We start from the raw sequence: 22,448 nt of genomic DNA, 5'->3' as shown, positions 1-22,448 counted from the left end.
GATGAATAGTCCAAAAATTATTGAAGGCGGAAAATATGCTGATGAAAGAGGAAATTTGTTTGTCAATAATAATTATGATGCTTCTGCAATAAAAAGAATATATTGCATTGAGAATAACAGCATTGACTATATAAGAGGATGGACTGGACATAAAACAGAACAACGCTGGTTTACAGCCATCCAGGGAGCTTTTATTATTAAATTGGTTAAAATTGATCACTGGGGAGAACCCTCAAAAGATCTTCAGATTCTTACTTTTGAATTGAATGCCGGAAAATTGGATGTACTTTATATGCCGGCAGGGTATGCATCCGCAATTCAGGTAAAAGAAAACGGATCGAAACTTTTAGTAATGGTAAACTATTCTTTAGGTGAAATTGATGATGACCATCGTTTCCCTATGGATTATTTTGAAAATATTTAGTGATGAAAAAAATAGGAATAACCGGACAAAACGGTTTTGTAGGATCACATTTGTACAATACACTCGGATTAAAACCTGAGCAGTATCAGAGAATTGAGTTTGACAGATCTTTTTTTGATCAACCGGATCAGCTGGATGCATTTGTAAAACAGTGTGATGTTATTGTACATCTTGCGGCAATGAACCGCCATCCCGATCCTGAAGTGATTTTCAATAACAATATTGAACTCGTAAAGAAATTAATAGATTCTTTGGAACGAACAGGATCAAAAGCTCATGTTATATTTTCATCATCTTCTCAGGAAGAAAGAGATAACCTGTATGGGAAATCGAAAAAAGAAGGAAGAATACTTTTGGCAGACTGGGCAAAAAGAGCTGGCGGAAAATTTACAGGAATGATTATTCCTAATGTTTTTGGACCTTTTGGAAAGCCAAACTACAACTCTTTCGTTGCTACCTTCTGCTACAAACTTACACATGGCGAAACTCCTGTTATTGATAATGACAGTGAAGTGCAACTAATCTACGTAGGAGAACTTGTACAGGAAATTATCGGACAGATAGAGGCGGCAGATACCAAAGAGCTGTACGAAGCAGAGCATACTTCAGTAAATAAAGTTTCTGAAGTATTGGCAAAACTTGAAAACTATAAACAATTATATTTTGATAATGGTGAGATTCCACAGCTTGTATCAGTTTTTGATCTGAACTTGTTCAATACTTTCCGTTGTTATTTCGATATTAAAAACCATTATCCTGTAAAATTCACACAACATACAGATCCAAGAGGCGCTTTTGTAGAGGTGATCAGACTTGGAATAGGTGGCCAGTGTTCATTCTCTACAACAGTTCCGGGGATTACGAGGGGAGATCATTTCCATACCAGAAAAATTGAACGATTTGCAGTAATAAAAGGAGATGCACTTATCCAGTTGAGAAAAATTGATACTGATGAAATCTTCGATTTTTATTTGAAAGGTGATGAGCCCGCTTACGTAGATATGCCTATCTGGTATACCCATAATATTAAGAATATAGGAAATGAAGATCTTTATACCATTTTTTGGATTAACGAAGCATTCAACCCGGAAGACCCTGATACATATTTCGTAAAAGTATAAATAAATGTATACACCGGCTGCTTTTTCAATTGTATTCTATCTGTTTACATCATTGCTGGTTACAGGAGTTGTGATAGATAGTTATTCAAAAAAACGGTTACTCAATATAGATGGAAATACAGGCTATTTCTATCTTATTCCTTTATTGTTGGTTATCCTTATTGGTTTCAGACCAGTAGGGATAACTGGTTTCACAGATTCAGAAATGTATAGGGAATTCTTTGATATAGCACGTGTAGAAGGAATTTCACCAATGCCGAATAAGGATTTGTTTTTTGGGTATTTTATTTTATTTACCTCATATATTACCAATGAGAGAGGTTTTTTTGTTCTATGTGGTTTAGTATCAGTAGCACTGTTGGTGTTGGTATCAAAACATATTTCTAAAAAGCATTGGATATTATTTTTTATCTGTCATACAGCTTCCCTTTATTACTGGAATTATAATGTTTACGGTATCAGACAGGGGATGGCATCTGCAATGTTTTTATATGCAGTTTTTATTAAAAACAAATGGTGGAAATCTTTACTCATGTTACTGGCATTTGGATCTCATTTTTCTTTGGGGCTTCCGGTATTGGTATATATCTTCTCAGGACTGATAAGGAAAGTTGATAGAAAATTCTATTGGATTTGGGGATTGGCAATTCCTGTTTCCTATTTTTTTGGAACTGAAATTGAACATACCGTTTCCAACATAATTCCCGATGAAAGAGCCCAATATTTTATAGAAAATATTGATGAGCAGGTATTCCGTTGGGATTTGATTGCCTACAGTTTGGTTATCATGGTAATCTCTTATTATTTTATATTCATTGAAAAGATAAAAGATGTCACTTATCATCGGATAGTGAACGTCTTTATTTTTACAAATACTATATTTTTATTTTTGGTAAGAGTAAATCACGCTCATAGGTTTGCCTATTTATCCTGGTTTTTAGCTTCATTAATCATTTTTTATCCTTTTTTCCTTAATAAGGATGAAAAATTGAAAAACAAATACAGGTTGTTTTCGCAAACTTTACTCGCGTTTTTTACCTTTGTAGTTCTCCACTTTATAAGAATAACTTTTTTATAACCATATGATGAAATTAAAAGTAATGACAGTCGTGGGCACACGGCCGGAAATCATTAGATTATCAAGAGTGTTATCAGCTTTAGATACTTCTGACGCTGTAGAACACATTGTAGTCCATACAGGACAAAATTACGATTATGAACTTAACCAGATCTTTTTCGACGATTTAGGCTTAAGAAAACCTGACCATTTTCTGGAAGCAGCAGGAAAAACAGCTGCGGAAACAATTGGAAACATTTTGGTTAAAATAGATCCGCTTCTTGAAGAAGTGAAACCGGATGCGTTTTTAGTACTCGGAGATACAAACTCATGTTTATGTGCTATTCCTGCCAAAAAAAGACAAATTCCGATTTTCCACATGGAAGCGGGAAACAGGTGTTTTGATCAAAGAGTTCCCGAAGAAACCAACCGGAAAATTGTAGACCACATTTCTGATATTAATTTGACATACTCTGATATTGCCAGAGAATACCTTTTAAGAGAAGGCCTTCCGGCTGACAGAATTATTAAAACCGGATCCCCGATGTATGAGGTTCTGAATCATTATCTTCCCAGCATTAAAAATTCCGATGTTCTTACAAGATTAAATCTTGAAGAAGGAAAATACTTTGTTGTATCATCACATAGAGAGGAAAATATTAATTCAGATAAAAATTTCAAAGGACTCATCAACAGCCTTAATGCAATTGCAGAAGAATATCAATATCCGATCATTTTTTCTACCCATCCGAGAACAAGAAATATGATTGATAAAATGCAGGTTCAGGTGAGATCTGAAATTCAGTTTCTGAAACCACTTGGTTTCCATGATTATAATGCTCTTCAAATGAGAAGTTATGCAGTACTGTCAGATTCCGGTACCATTTCAGAAGAATCTTCAATCCTTAATTTCAGAGCGCTTAACATCAGAGAAGCGCACGAAAGACCTGAAGCTATGGAAGAAGCTTCTGTAATGATGGTAGGATTATCTCCTGAGAGAATTTTACAGGGATTAGTACAGCTTAGGCAGCAGCAAACAGCAGAAAATAGAAACTACAGGCTTGTGGCTGATTATTCTATGCCCAATGTGTCAGAAAAAATGGTTAGAATTATTTTAAGCTATACCGATTACGTTAACAGAGTAGTCTGGAGTAAATTATGAATATAATGTTTCTTACCTTAGTGAAGATAAATACCTTAAAAGAACGTGGTATTTATCAAGATTTAATGCGGGAATTTTCCCAGCATGGGCATCATCTATACATAGTTTCTCCTGTTGAAAGATGCGAAAATCAAGAAACAAAAGTGAAAAAAGAAGGGAATACTGTTTTCCTGAATGTAAAAACACTTAATATCCAGAAAACGAACTTTATTGAAAAGGGAATTTCTACCCTAACAATAGATAAACTCTTTCTGAGAGCCATCAAAAAACACTTGTCAGGAGTGAAATTTGATCTGGTTATTTATGCAACACCTCCTATTACTTTTACGAACCTTATTAAATATATAAAAAAAAGAGATCAGGCTAAAACATATCTTCTTCTAAAGGATATCTTCCCTCAAAATGCTGTAGATATGCAGCTGATGTCTAAGAAAGGATTATTGTATAACTACTTTAGAAATAAAGAAAAGGAATTATATCTGATTTCCGATAAAATTGGGTGTATGTCTGATGCGAATCTAAAATTTGTGATGGAGCACAATTCTTTTATTCCTAAAGAAAAACTGGAGGTAAATCCAAATGCTATTGAACTCTTACCTTTAAACAGAGAAATCATTTGCCAATATAAAGAAATTCATGCCAGATATGGAATTCCGGAAAATAGGAAAATCTTTATCTATGGCGGAAATTTGGGAAAACCTCAGGGCATTGATTTTGTGATAGAAACCTTAAAAGCGAAAGCTGAAGATGACAGATTATTTTTTGTGATAGTGGGGTCAGGAACAGAATTTGGCAGAATGAGGAAATGGTTTGATACTTTCCGCCCTAAAAACGCATTACTTTTATCTGCCATTCCAAAAACTGATTATGACCTGCTGGTACAGTCCTGTGATGTTGGGCTGATCTTCCTGCATAAAGATTTTACCATCCCAAATTATCCATCCCGTTTACTCTCGTATCTTGAGTTTAAATTACCGGTTCTTACTGCTACAGACCCTTGTACAGACATCGGAACAGATGTGGTTAAGAATAATTGTGGCATAGCTGTGGATTCAGCAAATCTTCAGGATATGATAAATGCAATAGATAAATTTGTAGAAATGAATACGAACGATTTTGAAGAAATGAGGGAGAACAGCAGGAAATTCCTGGAAAGAGAATTTCAGGTACAACAATCGTATGATAAAATTATTAACGCTTAAAAAAAAGAGAAAAGAAAAAGATGTATCGTGTTTTTGTAAAAAGAGTTTTTGATTTTATATTAGCCTTAACCGGTTTGCTTATAATAAGCCCTGTCTTTATTGTTTTTTTTATTGCTTTGGCTATCGCAAATGAAGGGAAACCCTTTTTCTTGCAGAGAAGACCAGGGAAAAACGGTAAAATTTTTACCATTATAAAATTCAAAACAATGAATGACAAAACAGACTCTGAAGGTAATCTGTTGTCAGATGCAGAGAGACTTACAGCAGTTGGGTCGTTTGTCCGTAAAACCTCTATAGATGAAATTCCCCAACTGATTAATGTTTTGATAGGAGATATGGCATTAATTGGTCCAAGACCATTGTTGGTACAGTATCTGCCATTATATGATGATTATCAGGCAAGAAGACATGAAGTAAGACCGGGAATTACCGGCTGGGCACAGATTAACGGAAGAAATGCTATTTCTTGGGAAGAAAAGTTTAATTTAGATGTCTGGTATGTGGACCATGTATCGCTTATGCTGGATCTGAAAATAATATTTCTTACTATAAAGAAAGTTTTTATAAGAGAAGGTATTTCAGCAGATGGCCACGTTACCATAGAACCTTTTAAAGGAAAGAAAAAATAATGTATTTATTTGGAGCAAGTGGACATGGAAAGGTAATTGCAGATATTGCTGCTGCTAATGACATAAAAATTAAGGCATTCATAGATCAGGATGCCTCTAAAAAGGAATGCTATGGATTTCCTGTATTGAATCATGTACCGGATGATAAGGAAAAGCTTATTATTTCAATTGGAAATAACCTTACCCGTAAGAAAATCGCAGAACAAATTAAGAATAAGATTGATGTCTTAATACATCCAAAATCAATTATTTCAGGCTCTGTGAAAATAGAAGAGGGAACTGTAATCATGGGTGGCGTTGTCATCAATGCAGATACTACCATTGGAAAGCACTGTATCATCAATACCAATGCATCCGTAGATCATGATTGTGTGATTGAAGACTTTGTCCATATCTCACCCAATTCGGCACTTGCCGGAGGAGTAGAAGTCGGTGAAGGCTCTCAGATTGGGATCGGCGCTTCGGTCATTCAGGGAATCAAAATAGGAAAATGGTGTGTAATAGGTGCCGGAGCAGTTATTATAAACGATATTCCTGATTATTCAGTGGTAGTGGGAAATCCTGGGAGAATTATCAAGAAAAATATTATATAAAAAAGTTACGAATCAAAAATATGAATACTAAAATCTGGCTGTCCTCGCCACATATGGGAGGGAATGAACAAAAATACATCAACGAAGCATTTGAAGAAAACTGGGTAGCTCCGTTGGGACCTAATGTTAATGGATTTGAAAGTGATCTGGAGCAGTTTTTAGGTGGAAGCGCAAAAGTAGCAGCACTTTCTGCAGGTACTGCAGCATTACACCTTGCTCTTATCGAATGTGGAGTTGTACATGGTGATGAGGTAATCTGCCAATCAATGACTTTTTCTGCTTCAGCCAATCCAATTGCGTATTGTGGGGCAATTCCTGTTTTTATCGATAGTGAGCCTGTTACATGGAATATGTGTCCAAAAGCACTAAGAGAAGCCATTGAAGACAGAATCCAAAAAGGAACAAAACCTAAAGCAATCATTGTCGTTCACCTTTACGGTATGCCGGCAAAAATGGACGAAATTACAGCCATCGCTCAGGAATTCCAGATTCCTGTGATAGAAGATGCGGCTGAAGCTCTTGGCTCAACGTATAAAGGACAGGCATGCGGAACATTCGGACGTTTTGGTATTTTAAGTTTTAACGGAAATAAAATTATTACCACTTCAGGAGGTGGAGCTTTGGTTTGTCACACTCAGGAAGATAAAGATAAAACCGTTTTCCTTTCTACACAGGCAAGAGACAATGCACCTCACTATCAGCATTCGCAGATTGGTTTCAATTATAGAATGAGCAATATTGTTGCAGGAATAGGAAGAGGGCAGATGGAAGTGCTTAAGGACAGAGTGGATGCCCGTAGAGCAATGCACAATTTCTATGTTGATCTTTTTAAAAATATTGAAGGAGTAACAGTATTTTCAGAGCCGGGAGATGATTTTTATTCAAACCATTGGCTCTCTGCAATCATTGTTGACCCTGAAACTACAGGGAAAAACAGAGAAGGTTTGAGATTTGCCTTTTTAGAAGATAATATTGAATCAAGACCACTGTGGAAACCAATGCATTTACAGCCGGTTTTTGAAACCTCACCTTATTATGGAGGGAATATTTCAGAAAAGCTTTTTGATAACGGATTATGTCTTCCTTCAGGCTCTAATCTGTCAGATGATGACAGAGAAAGAATCACAAAAGTAGTGCATACTTACTTTGGAATTTAATATCATCGAATTTAATGAATCAGTATACATATTGGAAAGCGGTTTTTGATTTTACCTTAGCGGCAATATTGATCCTCTTTCTTATGCCGGTACTGATCATTTTATTTGTGATTGCAAGTTGGGATACCTCTTCCAATGGAATTTTTTTTCAGACCCGGATAGGGCAGTATGGAAAACCTTTTACCATTTTTAAATTTAAAACAATTCATGAAGAGACGAGAACATGCTCAAAAATCGGGCAGACGCTCAGAAAATTTAAGCTGGATGAATTTCCGCAATTGTTTAATATTTTAAAAGGCGAAATGAGTTTTGTGGGTCCCAGACCGGATATCGAAGGGTATTATGATAAACTTGCCGGAGCAGATAGAAAAGTCTTGGAACTCAAACCCGGGCTTACCTGTGAAGCAAGCATCAAATACAGAGATGAAGAAAATCTTCTGAAAAACCAGAAAGATCCTTTAGCATATAATGATGAAGTATTATTTCCGAACAAAGTAAAAATGAATCTGGACTATTTTGAAAATATGTCTTTTAAAAACGATGCAAAAATTTTGTTTAAAACATTAATAACCACATTGAAATAGAGTTTTTTAACTATTATGAAAATTAAAGAAACCCCGCTTAAAGACTGCTACATCATAAAGCCTACCATATTTGAGGATGAAAGAGGATACTTCTTTGAAAAGTTCAACGAAAAAAAATTCGAGGAACTTACCGGAATGAACGGGCACTTTGTACAGGATAATATTTCCAAATCTTCCTATGGAGTATTAAGAGGATTACATCTTCAGAAAGGAGAACATGCTCAGGCAAAATTAGTTTCTTGTCTTGAAGGAAGCGTTTGGGACGTGGCTGTAGACCTTAGAGAAGACTCGCCTACATTTGGAAAATGGTTCGGAATAGAACTTACTGCTGAAAATAAATTACAGCTTTATGTACCGCGAGGTTTCGGGCACGGGTTTTCTGTGCTGAGTACCCACGCTGTATTTTCTTATAAATGTGATAATTTTTACAACAAAGAATCAGAAGGCAGTGTAAAATTCAATGATCCCGATCTTGATATCGACTGGAAGGTAGATGAAAAAGACGCCATCCTTTCTGAAAAAGACGAGAACGCTCCTGGATTTAAAGAAAAAAACTTTTAAAGCATATCCCTGAAAACCACTTTTATAAAGTGGTTTTACTTTTTTAATCTTAACTCTCCAATATTTTGTATCTTTGCAGACTCAAAATCAAAACGATGCGTACAAAATCTGTAGGGAAGAAGAAAATCAATGTAGTCACTCTTGGATGTTCCAAGAATGTATATGATTCTGAAGTATTAATGAGCCAGCTGAAAGCCAATGGCAAAGAAGTGGTTCACGAAGACCGTGGGGACATTGTGGTCATCAATACCTGCGGATTTATTGATAATGCTAAAGAAGAGTCTATCAATACCATCCTTGATTATGTGGACGCTAAAAACAGAGGCGAGGTTGAAAAAGTATTCGTTACAGGATGTTTATCCGAAAGATATAAACCGGATTTGATTAAAGAAATTCCGGATGTAGATCAGTATTTCGGAACCAGAGACCTTCCAATACTTTTAAAGCACCTTGGAGCAGATTATAAACATGAGCTGGTAGGAGAAAGATTAACAACAACTCCTAAACATTACGCATACCTTAAAATTTCTGAAGGCTGCGACAGACCGTGTTCTTTCTGTGCCATCCCATTGATGAGAGGAGGACATATTTCAACGCCTATCGAAAAGCTGGTTTCAGAAGCTCAGAAACTGGCCAAAAAAGGAACAAAAGAATTAATTCTTATCGCTCAGGATCTTACTTACTATGGGCTGGATCTTTATAAAAAAAGAGCATTGGGTGATCTTTTGAAAGAACTGGTAAAAGTAGAAGGAGTAGAATGGATTCGTCTTCACTATGCTTTCCCAAGCGGGTTCCCGGAAGATGTTCTTGATATTATCCGTGAAGAACCTAAAGTATGTAACTATATTGATATTCCTCTTCAGCATATCAATTCAGATTTGCTGAAATCTATGAAGAGAGGAACTACCCATGAAAAAACGGATGCCCTTTTAGGAAAATTCAGAGAGAAAGTTCCTGATATGGCAATCAGAACAACGCTTATTGTTGGATATCCAGGAGAAACACAAGAAAGATTTCAGGAGCTTAAAGATTGGGTAAGAGAGCAAAAGTTTGACAGATTAGGTTGCTTTACTTATTCTCATGAAGAGAATACCACTGCTCATGTTTTGGAAGATGATATTCCACAGGAAGTAAAAGAGGCAAGAGTAGAAGAAATCATGGAGCTTCAGTCTCAGATTTCGTGGGAGAAAAACCAGGAAAAAATCGGTAAAGTATTCAGATGTATTTTTGACCGTAAAGAAGGGAATTATTTTATCGGAAGAACAGAGTATGACTCACCAGATGTGGACAATACAGTTTTGGTTTCTGCCGAAGATACTTATATTTCAATAGGTGAATTTGCAGACGTGAAAATTACCTCTGCCGAAGAATTTGACTTATATGGAGAGTTAGTCTAGCTAAACGCTTATTAATCAAGTAAAAATATCATTTTTAAAATTAAATTATTAACGAAAATTAACATAGAATTTTCTCGGTAATTTATTTTTATTGTATTGATAATCAATTTGTTAATATTTTGTGTAATTAAGAATTTTTAATTTTCTTTTATAATGTATTTAAAATCGAAAATTATGTCTTAAATTTGCGCAAGAAGCAATATTTTTAAAGCGTATGATTTCAGCAAGTTAATCATTGAAATGAAGTTAAAATCAATTGAAATACTTATTTGAATATTTTATTTTTAGTTCAGTGTTCACAAGTTGAGATTTATTAAGCTTTTTGGAAATATTGATGAAAAAATGTAATTAAAAATCTTTAAAAACTTATGAAAAAATTTTTATTAACAGCAATTATGCTTGTTGGCCTTTCGGCCGTTTCTAAGGCTCAACAGGGGCGAGTGGGGATTAACACAACCACACCTGCCGCAACATTAGACGTAGTAGCAAATACTACAGACAATGCAAGACCTGATGCCTTACTAGTCCCTCGTATGACGGCAGCAGAATTATCTTCTAAGGATGACACCAGTGGTACATACGGTGCACCTCAGAATGGAGCAATTGTTTACATTACTTCCGGAACAGGTACAGGTGCAAGAAAAGTTAAAATTACAGGCCCTGGATTCTATTATTTCGATAATTCAGTTCCTGAATGGAAGCCTATAGGTGGCTCAGCTACAGCTATCGGATATACTAACGTTTCACAATCGACTGCTATTAACAAGAATGAATCAATGTTGGTAACTACGAATGTAACTATTGCAGCTCCTGCAATAGCAACTTCAGTTGCCGGAGATAAATTCAGAATTGTTGATGCTACAGGTGGTGCTGGATTTAGTGTTACTGGTGTTCACTCTAGTACAACTACTTCGCCAGCAGTATCAGGTTCGGCATTAGAGTATACTTTCATCAGTGGTGCATGGTATTGCACAAGTTTATAATTTAAAATAATAGTGAAATGAACACAAATAAAAAAATTTCTGCTCTTGTATTATTAGCTGTGGGTATCTTTTCTAATGCACAGATCAAAACAAATAATACAATTAATGCAACCATAGGTGGAGAATCAGTTTACTTAGATGCTTCAAGTTTCCCTTCATCAAATAACTTAGGAAAAGGTTTATCTGTTCCAAGAACAAACTTAACTACTTTTACATTTGTTACACCAGTAACTAATGCATTGAAGTTTCCTACAGCATATGATGGTATGATCGTATATAACTCGGTTGCCGGTACTACTCCTGCTACAGGATCAGGTATCGGAGGTCAAACTGTAGGTGTAGGTTTTTACTATTTTAGCAATCCTACTCCAACGCCGGCATTTTCTTCTGCTTCAGGACAATGGTTGCCATTAGGTGGAGGAGGTAAAGAAAATATTCTTACTACTGAAACTGTTACAAACAGACAGGTAAACAACGCACAAATTTATGGTATAAAAGGAACTTTCGCTGCAAACGGTACTACTACTGCAGTAACAATTCCTGCTCCTGCTGGAATTACTGCTATGTACGGAATTACTATTTATAAAGCGGGTACTAATACAGTATATTCTAGAGGATTGTATTCATATGATACAGGTACAGGAGCTGCTGTTACAGGGTCTCCAAGTATGTCTGTAGTATATCCTAACGGAACGTATGACTACGTTTTAGAATACTTAAAATAAAGAAATTTATTTAGTTACATAATAAAAACCAATGAGAATATCATTGGTTTTTTACTTTTAAGAGGCGTAGCGTTCATTTATTTTTTTGACAGTAAGTAATCATATTGATGTAATTTTTTAGTGTAGAATCATGAGATTATGGAAATAAAGAATCAATCAGGAAGTTTTAACAAAATATAATGCTGTTAAAATCTGATTCAGAAATCTGATTTTATAAAGCCGGATATCTTCTATCAGGACTTTTCTCCAGAATCAGATTTTATGATTTCTGATTTTAATAATAATTTTTTTGATTCAATTTTTTAACGTTGTTAATTTTATAACTAATTGATTTTCAATTTGTTTTTATTTTTGCTTTTTCAAATTTTATGTGATTTAGTTAATTATATTAACTTTTTGGGTCTTTTTTTAACATTTTTTAACAGTGTGGTCTAAAAGCCCTGTTAATAGGGTATTGCAGGGTTTGTTAACATTTCTTTACTGTTTCATTAACTCTTTTTAACATATTGGATAGGGTTTTATAAAGATTCCTGATACTTTTGTCCCGTCAAAACCAATAAAAGTTCAAAATGATGAAAAGATTCATTCTCGTAATCATAATGATGATTTCAACCTTAGGTGTTTATTCTTTTACGAGTAATGCCTTAGATGCGAAAAAAACAAGTTATGCATCGTACTACCACGATAAATTTAACGGTAGAAAAACTGCTAGCGGAGAAATCTTTGATAACTCAAAGTTTACTGCAGCAAACAGAACGCTTCCATTTGGAACAAACGTTAAGGTAACAAACCTTAAGAATGGTAAAGAGGTAATAGTGAGAATTAATGACAGAGGGCCTTTCCATTCATCAAGATCTTTAGATATGTCTAAAGCTGCGTTCGATGAGATCGGAGATATCAGTCATGGTACAATTCCGGTCGAATATGAAATTGTCGATTAATTTTATGATTTAAATTAAAAAAAAGCCAGCTGATTCAGCTGGCTTTTTGTATGCGGTAACATCCCGTTGATTAAACATCCAATTCTAATAAAGCAGGACAATGGTCAGAATGTACTGCTTCCTTTAAAATAACAGCCCTGCTGAGCTTATCTTTTAAACTATAAGAGGTGAAGTTATAATCCAGCCTCCATCCTTTATTTCTTTCCCTTGAATTTTGCCTGTAACTCCACCATGTATAATGATCAGGTTCATTATTGAAAAACCTGAAACTGTCAATCAATTCACATTCATTGATGAAATTGGTCATCCATTCCCTTTCCATAGGAAGAAATCCTGAAACATTCTTTAGACCTACAGGATTGTGAATGTCGATAGCCTCATGGCAGATATTAAAGTCACCGGATATAACCAGGTTAGGAATTTCTTTCTTTAAGTTTTTGATATACTCCAGGAAGTCATGGCAAAACTGCATTTTAAAATCCAGTCTCTCAATATTAGAAGCGGAAGGCACATAGACGGAAATGGCAGAAAATCCATCGAAATCTGCACGGATGATTCTTCCTTCATTATCGTAGCTTTCAATACCACAACCATACTCTACATGATTGGGTTTTATTTTTGAGGCAATTCCGACCCCGCTGTAGCCTTTTTTTACCGCTGAGTGCCAATAACTGTGATATCCTAATTTTTCAAGACTTTCGATATCTATCTGATCGTTTCCTGCCTTGCTCTCCTGAATACAGATGATATCCGGATCGGCAGTCTTCAGCCAGCCTAGAAAATCCTTCGTGAAAGCTGCTCTGATTCCATTGACATTGTAGGTGATTAATCTCATTATTCTTCTATAAATATTTTAAAATTGTCATTGTATTTGGACGGAATGAATTCGGTGATGGTATAATCTGCTATTTCATGAATATAAAAAGGATCTTCAGTAATAATCTGCTCAATATCTTTTTTAGATTCCGTTTTGGCAATAATGATCCCTCCTGTTCTGGGTTCTTTTCTTCCTGATGCGATAAACACTCCGGATTCATAATGTTTGTCGAGGAAAATATTATGTTGGGGAATATGTCTTTCTATATCTTCAAGAGAACTCTTATAAGTGAGCGAAATAATAAACATGATTTATTTTTTACGAAGATATGAACTATAAAAAAGAGGCGGAAAAAATCGAATGATTTTTTCCGCCTTAAACCCAAAATTAAATAAACTATGAAAAAAACTACTTGGGTTCTAGAACGCTGATGGGAATGATACACTCTTCCAGTGAAATCCCCCCATGCTGGTAAGTTTCTTTATAGTAATTTACAAAATGATTGTAATTTTTAGGATACGCCAGGAATATATTGTTTTTAGCAAAAATATATTTCGAACTTAAATTTCCTTTGGGAAGGAAAAGCTTTTCAGGATTGGTAATTGCCCATACATCACTGTCATCATACGTTAAGCTTTTACCTGTTTTGTATCTGATATTCGTAGACGTTTCTCTGTCTCCTACAACTTTACTTGGTTTTTTCACGTATACCGTTCCGTGGTCTGTGGTGATAACCAGTTTATATCCATTTTCTGCAGCGGTTTTAATGATCTTCAGTAAAGAAGAGTTTTCAAACCAGTTGAAAGTAAGAGAACGGAACGTTTTATCATCACGGATCAGCTGATCTACAATATGGTTGTCTGTTTTTGCGTGGGAAAGGATATCAATGAAGTTGTATACAATGACCAACAGATCATTATTTTTATGCTGATTGAAATCATCATAGATCTTTCTTTCAAAATCAGCGTTCAGTACTTTAAGATACTTCATAGACTTTGATCCGAGACCAATTCTCTTCATTTGATCTTCAAGGAAATCGCGCTCAAATTCATTTTTGTTTCCTTCCTCATTATCATTAAACCATTTATCCGGGAAACGTTTCTCAATCTCGGATGGCATTAATCCGGCAAAGAAAGAGTTTCTCGCATATTGTGTTGCGGTAGGAAGAATACTGTAGTAGTAATCTTCTGATATTTTATTGTAATATTTTGTAAATAAAGGCTCAATTACTTTCCATTGGTCATAACGAAGGTTATCAACCATCAGTAAAAGAACTTTTTCTTTTTCCACTTCAGGCTTTACCTTTTCCTTGAACAGGGTATGGCTCATCAGAGGCTTGTCTGAATCAATAAGCCAATCTGCATAGTTTTTCTCAATAAACTTAGCAAACTGAATATTGGCTTCTTCTTTCTGAGATTGCAGAAGGTCGGCAAATTCATTATCTGCTACTTTATCAAACTTGATTTCCCAGCTGAGGATCTTTTTATAATATTCAGCCCATTCCTGATAGGTTCTCAAATAAGAAAGTTCCATAGAAAGATTCCTGAATTCCTGCTGATACTGCAAAATAGTTTTTTGTTCAACAAGATTATCCTCCTGAAGATTTTTCTTTAAGGAAAGTAATATCTGGTTAGGATTTACAGGTTTTAATATATAATCGGCAATCTGGGAACCGATAGCCTCTTCCATAATGTGTTCCTCTTCACTTTTGGTCACCATGACGATTTTTAAGGCATTATCTTTTTCCTTAATCATAGGAATGGCTTCCAATCCGGAAATGCCGGGCATATTTTCATCAATTAGCGTTAAAGCAAATTTCTCTGAATCCATAAGTTCCAAAGCCTCATTCACATTATTAACAGGAGTTACCTGGTAACCCTTCTTTTCTAAAAATACGATATGAGGTTTAAGTAAATCTATTTCATCATCGATCCATAATATCTTTTCTGACATAATTTATTTTTTACATGGTTATTGTATCAAAATGTTGACCAATTCCTTTTAAAATCTCACAAAATCGAAAGATTAAAAGTTAAATATTAGTTAAATGAAAATACCGTGAAATAATTCACATTTTTGCTTCATTTAAGGAATGGTTTCTATATATTCTAAAGCCTTTTCCAGGACTTCATCTTTACCGTTTTTAAGTCCTTCTACACTGGGTTTTACAAGAATGTCCGGGATTATTCCTATCCTTTGAGTTTCCCTGCCGTCAGGATAATAAGCCCCAAGGCCAGTGAACCGTGTGTCCAGGTCAGCAATTTTAAACATAACAACATCTCCGTTAGCTCCGGAAGTATTACTGCCGATAATTTTAGCTTTCGGATGCTGTTTGAACATCATTGTTGTGGTCTCTGCCTGGCTCTGTGTATTCTCATCTACTAAAACGATTACATTTCCTTTATAGTATTCAGGATTCTTTCTGCCGGTCACATTTTTTCTGCTGTAGAATTTTCCGGGATAGCTGGTATCAGGAAAAGTAAACTGATAATACACGGTTGGCTCTGGAAGCAGAAGATAGCTTAAAGGAATAATGGTTTGTTTAGGGTAGTTCCTTATATCAAAGATAATGGATTTTGTAGATTTCAACTCTCTGTACATTTCATCCAGATCTTCTTTTTCTATCATTCCCATATTAACATACCCGGTTTTCTTTTCATCATCAATGAATTTCCACTTTTTGGGTGTCGCAGTTTTTTCATGAAAGATATCTTTGACAAGATAGGTTTTGGCTTTTATTTCCAGATTTTGCCCTTCTCTTTCAATCTTTACAGAAATAGAATCATTGTTACTGAAGAGAATTTTGTCCTTTATTTTGCTGACTTTGCCCCATGAGTTCGAAGCAGGAACATATTTTCCCAGGTTATTGATCATTTGAGGAATTGTTTTACCATCAATATCATAGATAATGTCACCGGTATGCAAAGGACTGCTGTTTCTGGATCGGGTGTTGTTGATTTTTATAACAACCAGTTTTCCTTCAGCATAAGAATATTCTACAGGAACTTTTCGTTTACCATACTGATGGAACTGAATCTCTTTTGAAGAAATAAAGGCATGTGAGTCATCCGTTTTAGTGACCAGTTCTGCTAATGTCAGGTGAAAATTTTCGTCATTATCAATCATGAGAAATTTTGGGATCATTTCGGAAAGAACATCATTCCAGTTTTGATCGGTTTCATATTTATAAGGAAAAAAATATTCTACATAATTCCAGTACCTGAATAATTCCAGCAGGCTAATTGCTTGGGAAGTAAATTCAGAGCCATATGATTTTTCATTTCTGAAATATATTTTTCTCCCGCCTTTTCCAACATAGTGATTGTCTCCAAGATTCCTGTTTTTTTCAATATAACGAAGTTTTTGAGATACATCATCAGAGAAAATCTGCGAATTATCAATCCAGCGCAGATCAAAGTTTTTGAGAAAATAAACTTTATGATCCTTTACTGAACATTCTTTGCACAAAGGAACTTCTCCAAGGTTGGTGATCCAATCAGAATAAAGGGTATTAAGAGACTGCTTGTCATGAATATGTTCCAGTTCATTAATCTTCTGAAAAAGCTGTTTGTCCCAGTTTATATTTCCTTTGGCAACATGAGGATGGTAATATTTTAAAAATCCCCAAATTCTGCAGAGAGACTCCAGTTTTTGGGTCTCAGTGATAACTTGTGCGGAAAAATGTAAGCTTAAAAATAATAAAAGGAAAAGAGAGTATTTTCTCATTAAAAGTTATCGTGTTTTCTCAATCAAAGATAGGCTTAAAATACAATAATGGCAAACGTTTTTAAGCAATTAATCCTTAAGGGGAACAGATCTTCTTTTAACATGAAATTAATCATAACTCAAATTTAAAATGCCTAACTTTGTTTACTAATATTGACGTTTCAATGCAGAATAAGCTAAAAATCATCAACGATCCTGTTCACGGATTTATCAAAATTCCACACGAAATTTTATTTGATATCATTGAGCATCCTTACTTTCAGAGATTAAGAAGAATCGGGCAGACCGGACTTTTGAACCTGATATTTCCCGGTGCTACCCATACAAGATTTCATCATGCGCTGGGAGCAATGCATCTGATGTTTACGGCTTTGGAAACATTGAAACAGAAAGGAGTAAAAATTTCTGAAGAAGAAGAAAAAGGAGCGATGCTGGCTATTCTGATGCATGATATTGGTCATGGTCCGTTTTCTCATGCGCTTGAAAGTATGCTGATGGATGACTGGCACCATGAAAATCTTTCTTTACTGTTAATGAACAAGCTGAACGAGGAATTCAAAGGAGAACTTTCAATGGCGATTGAAATGTTTCAGGGGAAATATCACAGAAAATTTTTTAATCAGCTGATCTCTTCCCAACTGGATGTGGACCGTTTGGATTACCTGAAAAGAGACAGTTTTTTTACCGGAGTATCAGAAGGAAATATTAATACCCAAAGAATTATTTCCATGATGAATGTGTGTGAAGAAGGGGAGCTGGTGATTGATGCAAAAGGAATTTATTCCATTGAAAATTTCCTGACCGCCAGAATGTTTATGTACTGGCAGGTGTACTATCATAAAACTTCAGCTTTAGCAGAATTTCTTTTGGTTAAAATTCTTGAAAGAGCAAAATATCTGATTTCTCAGGGTACAGAGCTTCCTGCAACGGATAATCTGAAATATTTTTTATACCGTGAAAAAAGTGCTGCAACGGATGAAGATATAGAACGATTTACCAATCTTGATGATAATGACGTAATTCAGGCAATGAAAGAATGGCAGAATTCGGATGATTTTGTCTTGTCATACTGGTGTAAATGTGTAATTCAGAGAAATTTACCTAAAACAATCATATCATCTCATCCATTTGACCAGAAAATAATTGATGAAAAAATAAAAAAGAGTAATGAATTTTTTGGAATCGATAATGGTAATGAATTGGTTCATGAAATTAAAAGAAAATTATTGCCCTATCATGCAGAGAAACAGCCGATTTATTTACTGCATAAAAATGGCAGGAGAACGAGGCTGCACGAGTCGGAAGATCAGCTTTTATCCGGGTTGATCGTGAATAAAACCACTCGTTATATCCTTATGTTTCCAAGAGATATCTCCAAATTGGACTCTTAAAGAATATTAAAATTTACGATCTGAAACTAAAACATGTTTGCAAATTATAGAATTTCTTATCTTTGCAGAATATGGAATTTACAGCTTCGCAAATTGCAAGTTTTATTGACGGAAAAATAATAGGTGACGAGAATGCACTTATTACGGGAGTTTCACCAATTGAGAATGGGGAATCAGGACATCTTTCTTTTATAGCACAAGATAGATTTTCTCATTTTTTGGATAGCTCAAAATGCTCTGTTATTATCGTTTCGGAACAACTTCTGGAGAAAAATCATTATAACCCTACCTTAATTGTTGTAAAGGATGCCTATCTTTCTTTTCAGATTCTGATGAATTTATATCAGGAAATGCAGGGGAGAAAAGAAGGTATTGAGAATGGATCTTCCATTCATGATACTGCCATTATAGGAGATAAAGCCTATATCGGGGCATTTACTTATGTTTCTGAGAAAGCTAAAATCGGGGAAGGTTCACAGATCTATCCACATGTATATATAGGAAAAGGAGTGAAAATTGGTAAAAACTGTAAAATAGACAGTGGAGCCAGAATTTACGACTACTGTATTATTGGGGATAACTGTGTCATTCATTCCAATACGGTAATTGGAGGTGACGGTTTTGGTTTCCAGCCAACCGCTGAAGGCTTCAAAAAAATACCACAGCTTGGAAATGTAATTATTGAAGACGATGTTGAAATCGGTTCAAACTGTAGTATTGACAGAGCTACAATAGGCTCTACTACTATTGGTAAAGGTACCAAAATTGATAATCTGATTCAGATTGCTCATAACGTGAAAATTGGTCAGAATAATGTGATTGCTGCACAAGCGGGAATTGCCGGTTCTACTACAATCGGTGACTGGAACCAGATCGGTGGTCAGGTAGGAATTGTAGGACATATCAAAATAGGAAATCAGGTGAAAATCCAGGCTCAGAGTGGCGTGAATTCCAGCGTTAATGACAGAGAAACATTGTACGGCTCACCGGCTATCAGTTACAATGACTATTTGAGGAGTTATGTTCATTTCAGGAACTTACCTGGAATAGTAAATAGAATAAATAATCTTGAGAATAACTCAAAAGATAATACTAATGAGTGATATGCAAAAAACACTTCAGCAAGAGGTAACTCTTTCTGGAATTGGCCTTCATACGGGTAAAGAAGTAAAACTTACCATTAAACCTGCAAAAGAAAATACAGGTTTTGTATTTGTAAGAACAGACTTGGAGGGACATCCTCAGGTAGAAGCAGATGTAAATTATGTTGTAGCAACAGAAAGAGGAACTACATTAGAAAAATTAGGGGTAAAAATTACCACATGTGAACACCTTTTAGCAGCCCTGGTTGGTTGTGATATAGACAACGCAGTTTTAGAAATGGATGCCTCTGAACCTCCTATTTTGGATGGATCTTCAAAATACTTTGTAGAAGCAATCGAAAGTGTTGGAGTAGCAGAACAAACGGTAGCAAGAGAATATCTTGTAGTAAAAGAAGTTCTTACTTACAGTGATCCGGCTACAGGTTCGGAAATCACAATTATTCCTTCAGATACTTACGAAGTAACTACCATGGTAGATTTTGGGACTAAAGTATTAGGGACTCAGAATGCTACCCTTAAAAATATTTCAGAATTTAAAGACGAAATCTCATCAGCAAGAACATTCAGCTTCCTGCATGAGTTGGAAATGCTTTTAGATCATGGTTTGATCAAAGGTGGAGATATTTCCAACGCTATTGTATATGTAGATAAAGATCTTACTCCTGAAACTACAGAAAAATTAAAGAAAGCCTTTGGAAAAGACAATGTATCGATCAGACCCAACGGTATTCTGGACAATCTTAATTTAAATTATCCTAACGAAGCTGCGAGACACAAATTACTGGATGTAATCGGTGACCTTGCTTTGGCAGGTGTAAAAATAAAAGGTAAAGTTATCGCTAACAAACCGGGACACTTTGTGAATACTCAGTTTGCGAAAAAACTAAACCGCCAGTGGAAATTGCAGAAAAAGAAAAACGTTCCGGATTTTGACCTGACAAAAGAACCCGTATTCGATATCAACGGAATTATGAAGCTTATGCCTCACAGACCTCCATTCTTATTGATTGATAAGGTTCTTGAACTTTCAGATTCTCACGTTGTAGGTCTGAAAAATGTTACGATGAATGAGCCATTCTTCGTTGGACACTTCCCTAAAGAACCTGTAATGCCTGGAGTACTTCAGGTAGAGGCATTGGCACAGACAGGAGGAATTCTTGTACTGGCCAGCGTTCCGGATCCTGAAAACTATTCTACTTATTTCATCAAAATTGATAAGGTGAAATTCAAGAGAAAAGTAATTCCGGGAGATACGCTTATATTCAAAATTGAATTGATAGAGCCTATCAGAAGAGGAATTGTTCATATGCAGGGATATGGATATGTAGGAGACACTGTAGCAGTAGAAGCAGAGCTTATGGCTCAAGTTGCAAAAAATAAAGTTGATTAAATGATTCATCAATTAGCAGCCGTAGATAAACGTGCGAAAATCAGCAAAAATGTAATCGTAGAACCTTTCACTACCATTGCAGGGGACGTAGAAATTGGAGAAGGAACATGGATTGGTCCTAATGTAACCATTATGGATGGTGCAAGAATAGGAAAAAACTGTAGGATTTTCCCGGGAACGGTAATCTCTGCGATTCCTCAGGATCTGAAATTTGATGGTGAAGATACCCAGGTGATTATCGGTGACGAAACGACAATTAGAGAATGTGTTACCGTAAACAGAGGGACAAAAGCCTTAGGGTTTACCAAAATTGGAGCTCACTGTCTTATTATGGCAACTTCGCATATTGCACATGACTGTGTTATCGGAGATCACGTTATCATTGTCAACGGTTGTGGTATTGCAGGGCACGTGGAGATTGGAGATTATACGGTAATGGGAGGTTTATCTGCAGTTCACCAGTTTGGTAAAATCGGAAAACACGTCATGATTTCCGGGGGTACTCTGGTAAGAAAAGATATTCCGCCTTATGTAAAAGTAGCAAGAGAGCCTATGTCTTATGCAGGGATCAATTCTGTTGGTTTAAGAAGAAGAGGTTTTACGAATGAAAAGATCTTTGAAATCCAGAAAATTTACAGAGCGATCTTTCAGATGAAGATGAACGTTTCTCAGGCTATTTCCCATATTGAAAAAGAAATGCTTCCAACGGCTGAAAGAGATGAAATCTTACAGTTTATTCAAAATTCACCAAGAGGTATCGTAAAAGGTTACGGAACCGGTAAAGAGAGTAACTAATGAAAAAATTATCTTTTCTTTTTGCATTGGTAATTTCACATTTTTGCCTTTCCCAAAACCAAAGGATAACAGGGATGGAGTTCTATTACGGCTTCTCAGATTATAAAAAAGACAGCCTTGCTAAACCCAATGTTTATGCAGAAGTAAAAAGTCAGAATGAAGATTACATCAAAATGTCGCCATTCAGATTTGCAGATACTGATAAAAAGGCAAAGATGGAGAATAGAGCATGGCTGATGAAATATCAGGATAACCTGTATTTTAGTATGACCTATGCAGCGTATATCTATTCTTTTGATACATTTGCAAGAGTGAATGTAATCGGGAAGAAATATTTTTTGATCTATCTGGATGAAGTAAAAGATAAAAAAGCAATTTCATACAATAATCCTTACGGAGGAGGCTTGTTAGGAGGCGCTTTGAATGCAGGTTTAACACCTAAGTTTGCGTGGAAGGATAAAAAAGGAAATTCTTACAAGGTTCTTTTGGTTGATATTGAAAAATCAAATAATACCTCTGATAAAAGAGATGTCAGCTTTGGATTGGTAGTGGATACAAAACTCATTGTTAAACTTACAGATAATGATCCGGAGGTGATTTCAAAACTAAAAGCCAATCAGTATTACCTGGAAGATATAATTGATTTGGTGAATAAAGAGAATAATAAATAAAAAGAATATAAAATATATT

At 35.4% G+C, this 22,448-nt stretch carries 23 protein-coding genes; 19 read left to right on the top strand and 4 right to left on the bottom strand.

The features are described from left to right. Window position 1 precedes the first annotated feature (1 nt). The 14 genes from ODR02_RS15245 to ODR02_RS15180 all read left to right on the top strand — a co-directional run bounded on the left by ODR02_RS15245 (window position 2) and on the right by ODR02_RS15180 (window position 12,536). The gene (locus ODR02_RS15245) at window positions 2–424 is read left to right on the top strand and encodes a WxcM-like domain-containing protein (protein WP_309512690.1); all 423 of its coding nucleotides are present in this window, start codon (window positions 2–4) and stop codon (window positions 422–424) included. Window positions 425–426: 2 nt separating this feature from the next. Next, window positions 427–1,545 (top strand): polysaccharide biosynthesis C-terminal domain-containing protein, encoded by a 1,119-nt coding sequence (locus ODR02_RS15240; protein WP_309512689.1) that lies wholly within the window; start codon window positions 427–429, stop codon window positions 1,543–1,545. A 4-nt stretch (window positions 1,546–1,549) separates the two neighbouring features. Next, window positions 1,550–2,623 carry an EpsG family protein gene (locus ODR02_RS15235; RefSeq protein ID WP_309512688.1) on the top strand — a complete coding sequence of 358 codons (1,074 nt, stop codon included), beginning with the start codon at window positions 1,550–1,552 and terminating at the stop codon, window positions 2,621–2,623. 4 nt (window positions 2,624–2,627) lie between these two features. Continuing rightward, window positions 2,628–3,764: a non-hydrolyzing UDP-N-acetylglucosamine 2-epimerase gene (wecB, locus tag ODR02_RS15230; RefSeq protein ID WP_209787730.1), complete on the top strand. Its 1,137-nt coding sequence runs from the start codon at window positions 2,628–2,630 to the stop codon at window positions 3,762–3,764. Then, complete coding sequence (locus ODR02_RS15225; protein WP_309512687.1) at window positions 3,761–4,966, top strand: glycosyltransferase family 4 protein; 1,206 nt, start codon at window positions 3,761–3,763, stop codon at window positions 4,964–4,966. The genes wecB and ODR02_RS15225 overlap by 4 nt, the downstream gene beginning before the upstream one ends. A 20-nt stretch (window positions 4,967–4,986) precedes the next feature. Beyond that, window positions 4,987–5,595: a sugar transferase gene (locus ODR02_RS15220; RefSeq protein ID WP_209787735.1), complete on the top strand. Its 609-nt coding sequence runs from the start codon at window positions 4,987–4,989 to the stop codon at window positions 5,593–5,595. After that, window positions 5,595–6,188, top strand: coding sequence for an acetyltransferase (locus ODR02_RS15215; protein WP_209787738.1), 594 nt, complete (start codon window positions 5,595–5,597; stop codon window positions 6,186–6,188). Before ODR02_RS15220 ends, ODR02_RS15215 begins: the two co-directional genes overlap by 1 nt. Before the next feature lie 20 nt (window positions 6,189–6,208). Continuing rightward, complete coding sequence (locus tag ODR02_RS15210) at window positions 6,209–7,345, top strand: DegT/DnrJ/EryC1/StrS family aminotransferase (protein ID WP_309512686.1); 1,137 nt, start codon at window positions 6,209–6,211, stop codon at window positions 7,343–7,345. 14 nt (window positions 7,346–7,359) lie between these two features. Next, window positions 7,360–7,929, top strand: a complete 570-nt coding sequence (locus ODR02_RS15205; RefSeq protein WP_209787745.1) for a sugar transferase — start codon at window positions 7,360–7,362, stop codon at window positions 7,927–7,929. Between the two features lie 15 nt (window positions 7,930–7,944). Further along, window positions 7,945–8,490, top strand: coding sequence for a dTDP-4-dehydrorhamnose 3,5-epimerase (gene rfbC / locus ODR02_RS15200; RefSeq protein WP_209787748.1), 546 nt, complete (start codon window positions 7,945–7,947; stop codon window positions 8,488–8,490). Window positions 8,491–8,585: 95 nt separating this feature from the next. Then, complete coding sequence (gene rimO / locus ODR02_RS15195; protein ID WP_209787751.1) at window positions 8,586–9,887, top strand: 30S ribosomal protein S12 methylthiotransferase RimO; 1,302 nt, start codon at window positions 8,586–8,588, stop codon at window positions 9,885–9,887. A gap of 395 nt (window positions 9,888–10,282) precedes the next feature. After that, a complete protein-coding gene (locus ODR02_RS15190; RefSeq protein WP_209787754.1) occupies window positions 10,283–10,870 on the top strand; it encodes a hypothetical protein in 588 nt (195 codons plus the stop codon). 17 nt (window positions 10,871–10,887) lie between these two features. After that, complete coding sequence (locus tag ODR02_RS15185) at window positions 10,888–11,595, top strand: hypothetical protein (RefSeq protein WP_209787756.1); 708 nt, start codon at window positions 10,888–10,890, stop codon at window positions 11,593–11,595. A 569-nt stretch (window positions 11,596–12,164) separates the two neighbouring features. Then, on the top strand, window positions 12,165–12,536 hold the full coding sequence (locus ODR02_RS15180) for a septal ring lytic transglycosylase RlpA family protein (RefSeq protein WP_105681225.1): 372 nt from the start codon (window positions 12,165–12,167) through the stop codon (window positions 12,534–12,536). Window positions 12,537–12,606: 70 nt separating this feature from the next. On the opposite strand, the gene ODR02_RS15175 is transcribed toward ODR02_RS15180, so the two are convergent. The 4 genes from ODR02_RS15175 to ODR02_RS15160 form a co-directional block, all read right to left on the bottom strand. Then, the gene (locus tag ODR02_RS15175; RefSeq protein ID WP_209787759.1) at window positions 12,607–13,371 is read right to left on the bottom strand and encodes an exodeoxyribonuclease III; all 765 of its coding nucleotides are present in this window, start codon (window positions 13,369–13,371) and stop codon (window positions 12,607–12,609) included. Next, entirely contained in the window at window positions 13,371–13,661 is a 291-nt protein-coding gene (locus ODR02_RS15170) for a YciI family protein (RefSeq protein ID WP_209787762.1), read from the bottom strand. Before ODR02_RS15170 ends, ODR02_RS15175 begins: the two co-directional genes overlap by 1 nt. 100 nt (window positions 13,662–13,761) lie before the next feature. Continuing rightward, window positions 13,762–15,306 carry a T9SS response regulator signal transducer PorX gene (porX, locus tag ODR02_RS15165; protein ID WP_105681222.1) on the bottom strand — a complete coding sequence of 515 codons (1,545 nt, stop codon included), beginning with the start codon at window positions 15,304–15,306 and terminating at the stop codon, window positions 13,762–13,764. Between the two features lie 132 nt (window positions 15,307–15,438). Then, window positions 15,439–17,079, bottom strand: a complete 1,641-nt coding sequence (locus tag ODR02_RS15160) for a S41 family peptidase (RefSeq protein ID WP_309512685.1) — start codon at window positions 17,077–17,079, stop codon at window positions 15,439–15,441. A gap of 164 nt (window positions 17,080–17,243) precedes the next feature. On the opposite strand from ODR02_RS15160, the gene ODR02_RS15155 reads away from it, so the two are divergent. The 5 genes from ODR02_RS15155 (at window position 17,244) to ODR02_RS15135 (ending at window position 22,429) form a co-directional block, all read left to right on the top strand. After that, window positions 17,244–18,470, top strand: a complete 1,227-nt coding sequence (locus ODR02_RS15155; RefSeq protein WP_309512684.1) for an HD domain-containing protein — start codon at window positions 17,244–17,246, stop codon at window positions 18,468–18,470. Window positions 18,471–18,541: 71 nt separating this feature from the next. After that, window positions 18,542–19,573 (top strand): UDP-3-O-(3-hydroxymyristoyl)glucosamine N-acyltransferase, encoded by a 1,032-nt coding sequence (gene lpxD / locus ODR02_RS15150; protein ID WP_209787771.1) that lies wholly within the window; start codon window positions 18,542–18,544, stop codon window positions 19,571–19,573. Next, window positions 19,566–20,963, top strand: coding sequence for a bifunctional UDP-3-O-[3-hydroxymyristoyl] N-acetylglucosamine deacetylase/3-hydroxyacyl-ACP dehydratase (locus ODR02_RS15145; protein WP_105681218.1), 1,398 nt, complete (start codon window positions 19,566–19,568; stop codon window positions 20,961–20,963). The genes lpxD and ODR02_RS15145 overlap by 8 nt, the downstream gene beginning before the upstream one ends. Then, window positions 20,964–21,758: an acyl-ACP--UDP-N-acetylglucosamine O-acyltransferase gene (gene lpxA / locus ODR02_RS15140; protein WP_209787773.1), complete on the top strand. Its 795-nt coding sequence runs from the start codon at window positions 20,964–20,966 to the stop codon at window positions 21,756–21,758. After that, a complete protein-coding gene (locus ODR02_RS15135; protein ID WP_209787776.1) occupies window positions 21,758–22,429 on the top strand; it encodes a hypothetical protein in 672 nt (223 codons plus the stop codon). Before lpxA ends, ODR02_RS15135 begins: the two co-directional genes overlap by 1 nt. Window positions 22,430–22,448: the final 19 nt, after the last annotated feature.

The organism is Chryseobacterium sp. CFS2 (assembly GCF_036543225.1).
In the GTDB taxonomy this organism is placed as follows: Bacteria; Bacteroidota; Bacteroidia; order Flavobacteriales; family Weeksellaceae; genus Chryseobacterium; species Chryseobacterium culicis_A.
Note: the sequence above shows the minus strand (reverse complement) of the source record. Positions and strands in the feature narration are given on the sequence as shown.

Bases quoted from the DNA above. Each gene is read 5' to 3' on its own strand.
- ODR02_RS15240 (WP_309512689.1), top strand. From the start codon at position 427: ATGAAAAAAATAGGAATAACCGGACAAAACGGTTTTGTAGGATCACAT.
- ODR02_RS15170 (WP_209787762.1), bottom strand. From the start codon at position 13,661: ATGTTTATTATTTCGCTCACTTATAAGAGTTCTCTTGAAGATATAGAA.
- lpxA (WP_209787773.1), top strand. From the start codon at position 20,964: ATGATTCATCAATTAGCAGCCGTAGATAAACGTGCGAAAATCAGCAAA.
- ODR02_RS15210 (WP_309512686.1), top strand. From the start codon at position 6,209: ATGAATACTAAAATCTGGCTGTCCTCGCCACATATGGGAGGGAATGAA.
- ODR02_RS15135 (WP_209787776.1), top strand. From the start codon at position 21,758: ATGAAAAAATTATCTTTTCTTTTTGCATTGGTAATTTCACATTTTTGC.
- ODR02_RS15155 (WP_309512684.1), top strand. From the start codon at position 17,244: ATGCAGAATAAGCTAAAAATCATCAACGATCCTGTTCACGGATTTATC.
- wecB (WP_209787730.1), top strand. From the start codon at position 2,628: ATGATGAAATTAAAAGTAATGACAGTCGTGGGCACACGGCCGGAAATC.
- ODR02_RS15205 (WP_209787745.1), top strand. From the start codon at position 7,360: ATGAATCAGTATACATATTGGAAAGCGGTTTTTGATTTTACCTTAGCG.
- ODR02_RS15185 (WP_209787756.1), top strand. From the start codon at position 10,888: ATGAACACAAATAAAAAAATTTCTGCTCTTGTATTATTAGCTGTGGGT.
- ODR02_RS15180 (WP_105681225.1), top strand. From the start codon at position 12,165: ATGATGAAAAGATTCATTCTCGTAATCATAATGATGATTTCAACCTTA.
- ODR02_RS15145 (WP_105681218.1), top strand. From the start codon at position 19,566: ATGAGTGATATGCAAAAAACACTTCAGCAAGAGGTAACTCTTTCTGGA.
- ODR02_RS15215 (WP_209787738.1), top strand. From the start codon at position 5,595: ATGTATTTATTTGGAGCAAGTGGACATGGAAAGGTAATTGCAGATATT.
- ODR02_RS15220 (WP_209787735.1), top strand. From the start codon at position 4,987: ATGTATCGTGTTTTTGTAAAAAGAGTTTTTGATTTTATATTAGCCTTA.
- porX (WP_105681222.1), bottom strand. From the start codon at position 15,306: ATGTCAGAAAAGATATTATGGATCGATGATGAAATAGATTTACTTAAA.
- ODR02_RS15245 (WP_309512690.1), top strand. From the start codon at position 2: ATGAATAGTCCAAAAATTATTGAAGGCGGAAAATATGCTGATGAAAGA.
- rimO (WP_209787751.1), top strand. From the start codon at position 8,586: ATGCGTACAAAATCTGTAGGGAAGAAGAAAATCAATGTAGTCACTCTT.
- ODR02_RS15235 (WP_309512688.1), top strand. From the start codon at position 1,550: ATGTATACACCGGCTGCTTTTTCAATTGTATTCTATCTGTTTACATCA.
- ODR02_RS15175 (WP_209787759.1), bottom strand. From the start codon at position 13,371: ATGAGATTAATCACCTACAATGTCAATGGAATCAGAGCAGCTTTCACG.
- rfbC (WP_209787748.1), top strand. From the start codon at position 7,945: ATGAAAATTAAAGAAACCCCGCTTAAAGACTGCTACATCATAAAGCCT.
- ODR02_RS15190 (WP_209787754.1), top strand. From the start codon at position 10,283: ATGCTTGTTGGCCTTTCGGCCGTTTCTAAGGCTCAACAGGGGCGAGTG.
- ODR02_RS15160 (WP_309512685.1), bottom strand. From the start codon at position 17,079: ATGAGAAAATACTCTCTTTTCCTTTTATTATTTTTAAGCTTACATTTT.
- ODR02_RS15225 (WP_309512687.1), top strand. From the start codon at position 3,761: ATGAATATAATGTTTCTTACCTTAGTGAAGATAAATACCTTAAAAGAA.
- lpxD (WP_209787771.1), top strand. From the start codon at position 18,542: ATGGAATTTACAGCTTCGCAAATTGCAAGTTTTATTGACGGAAAAATA.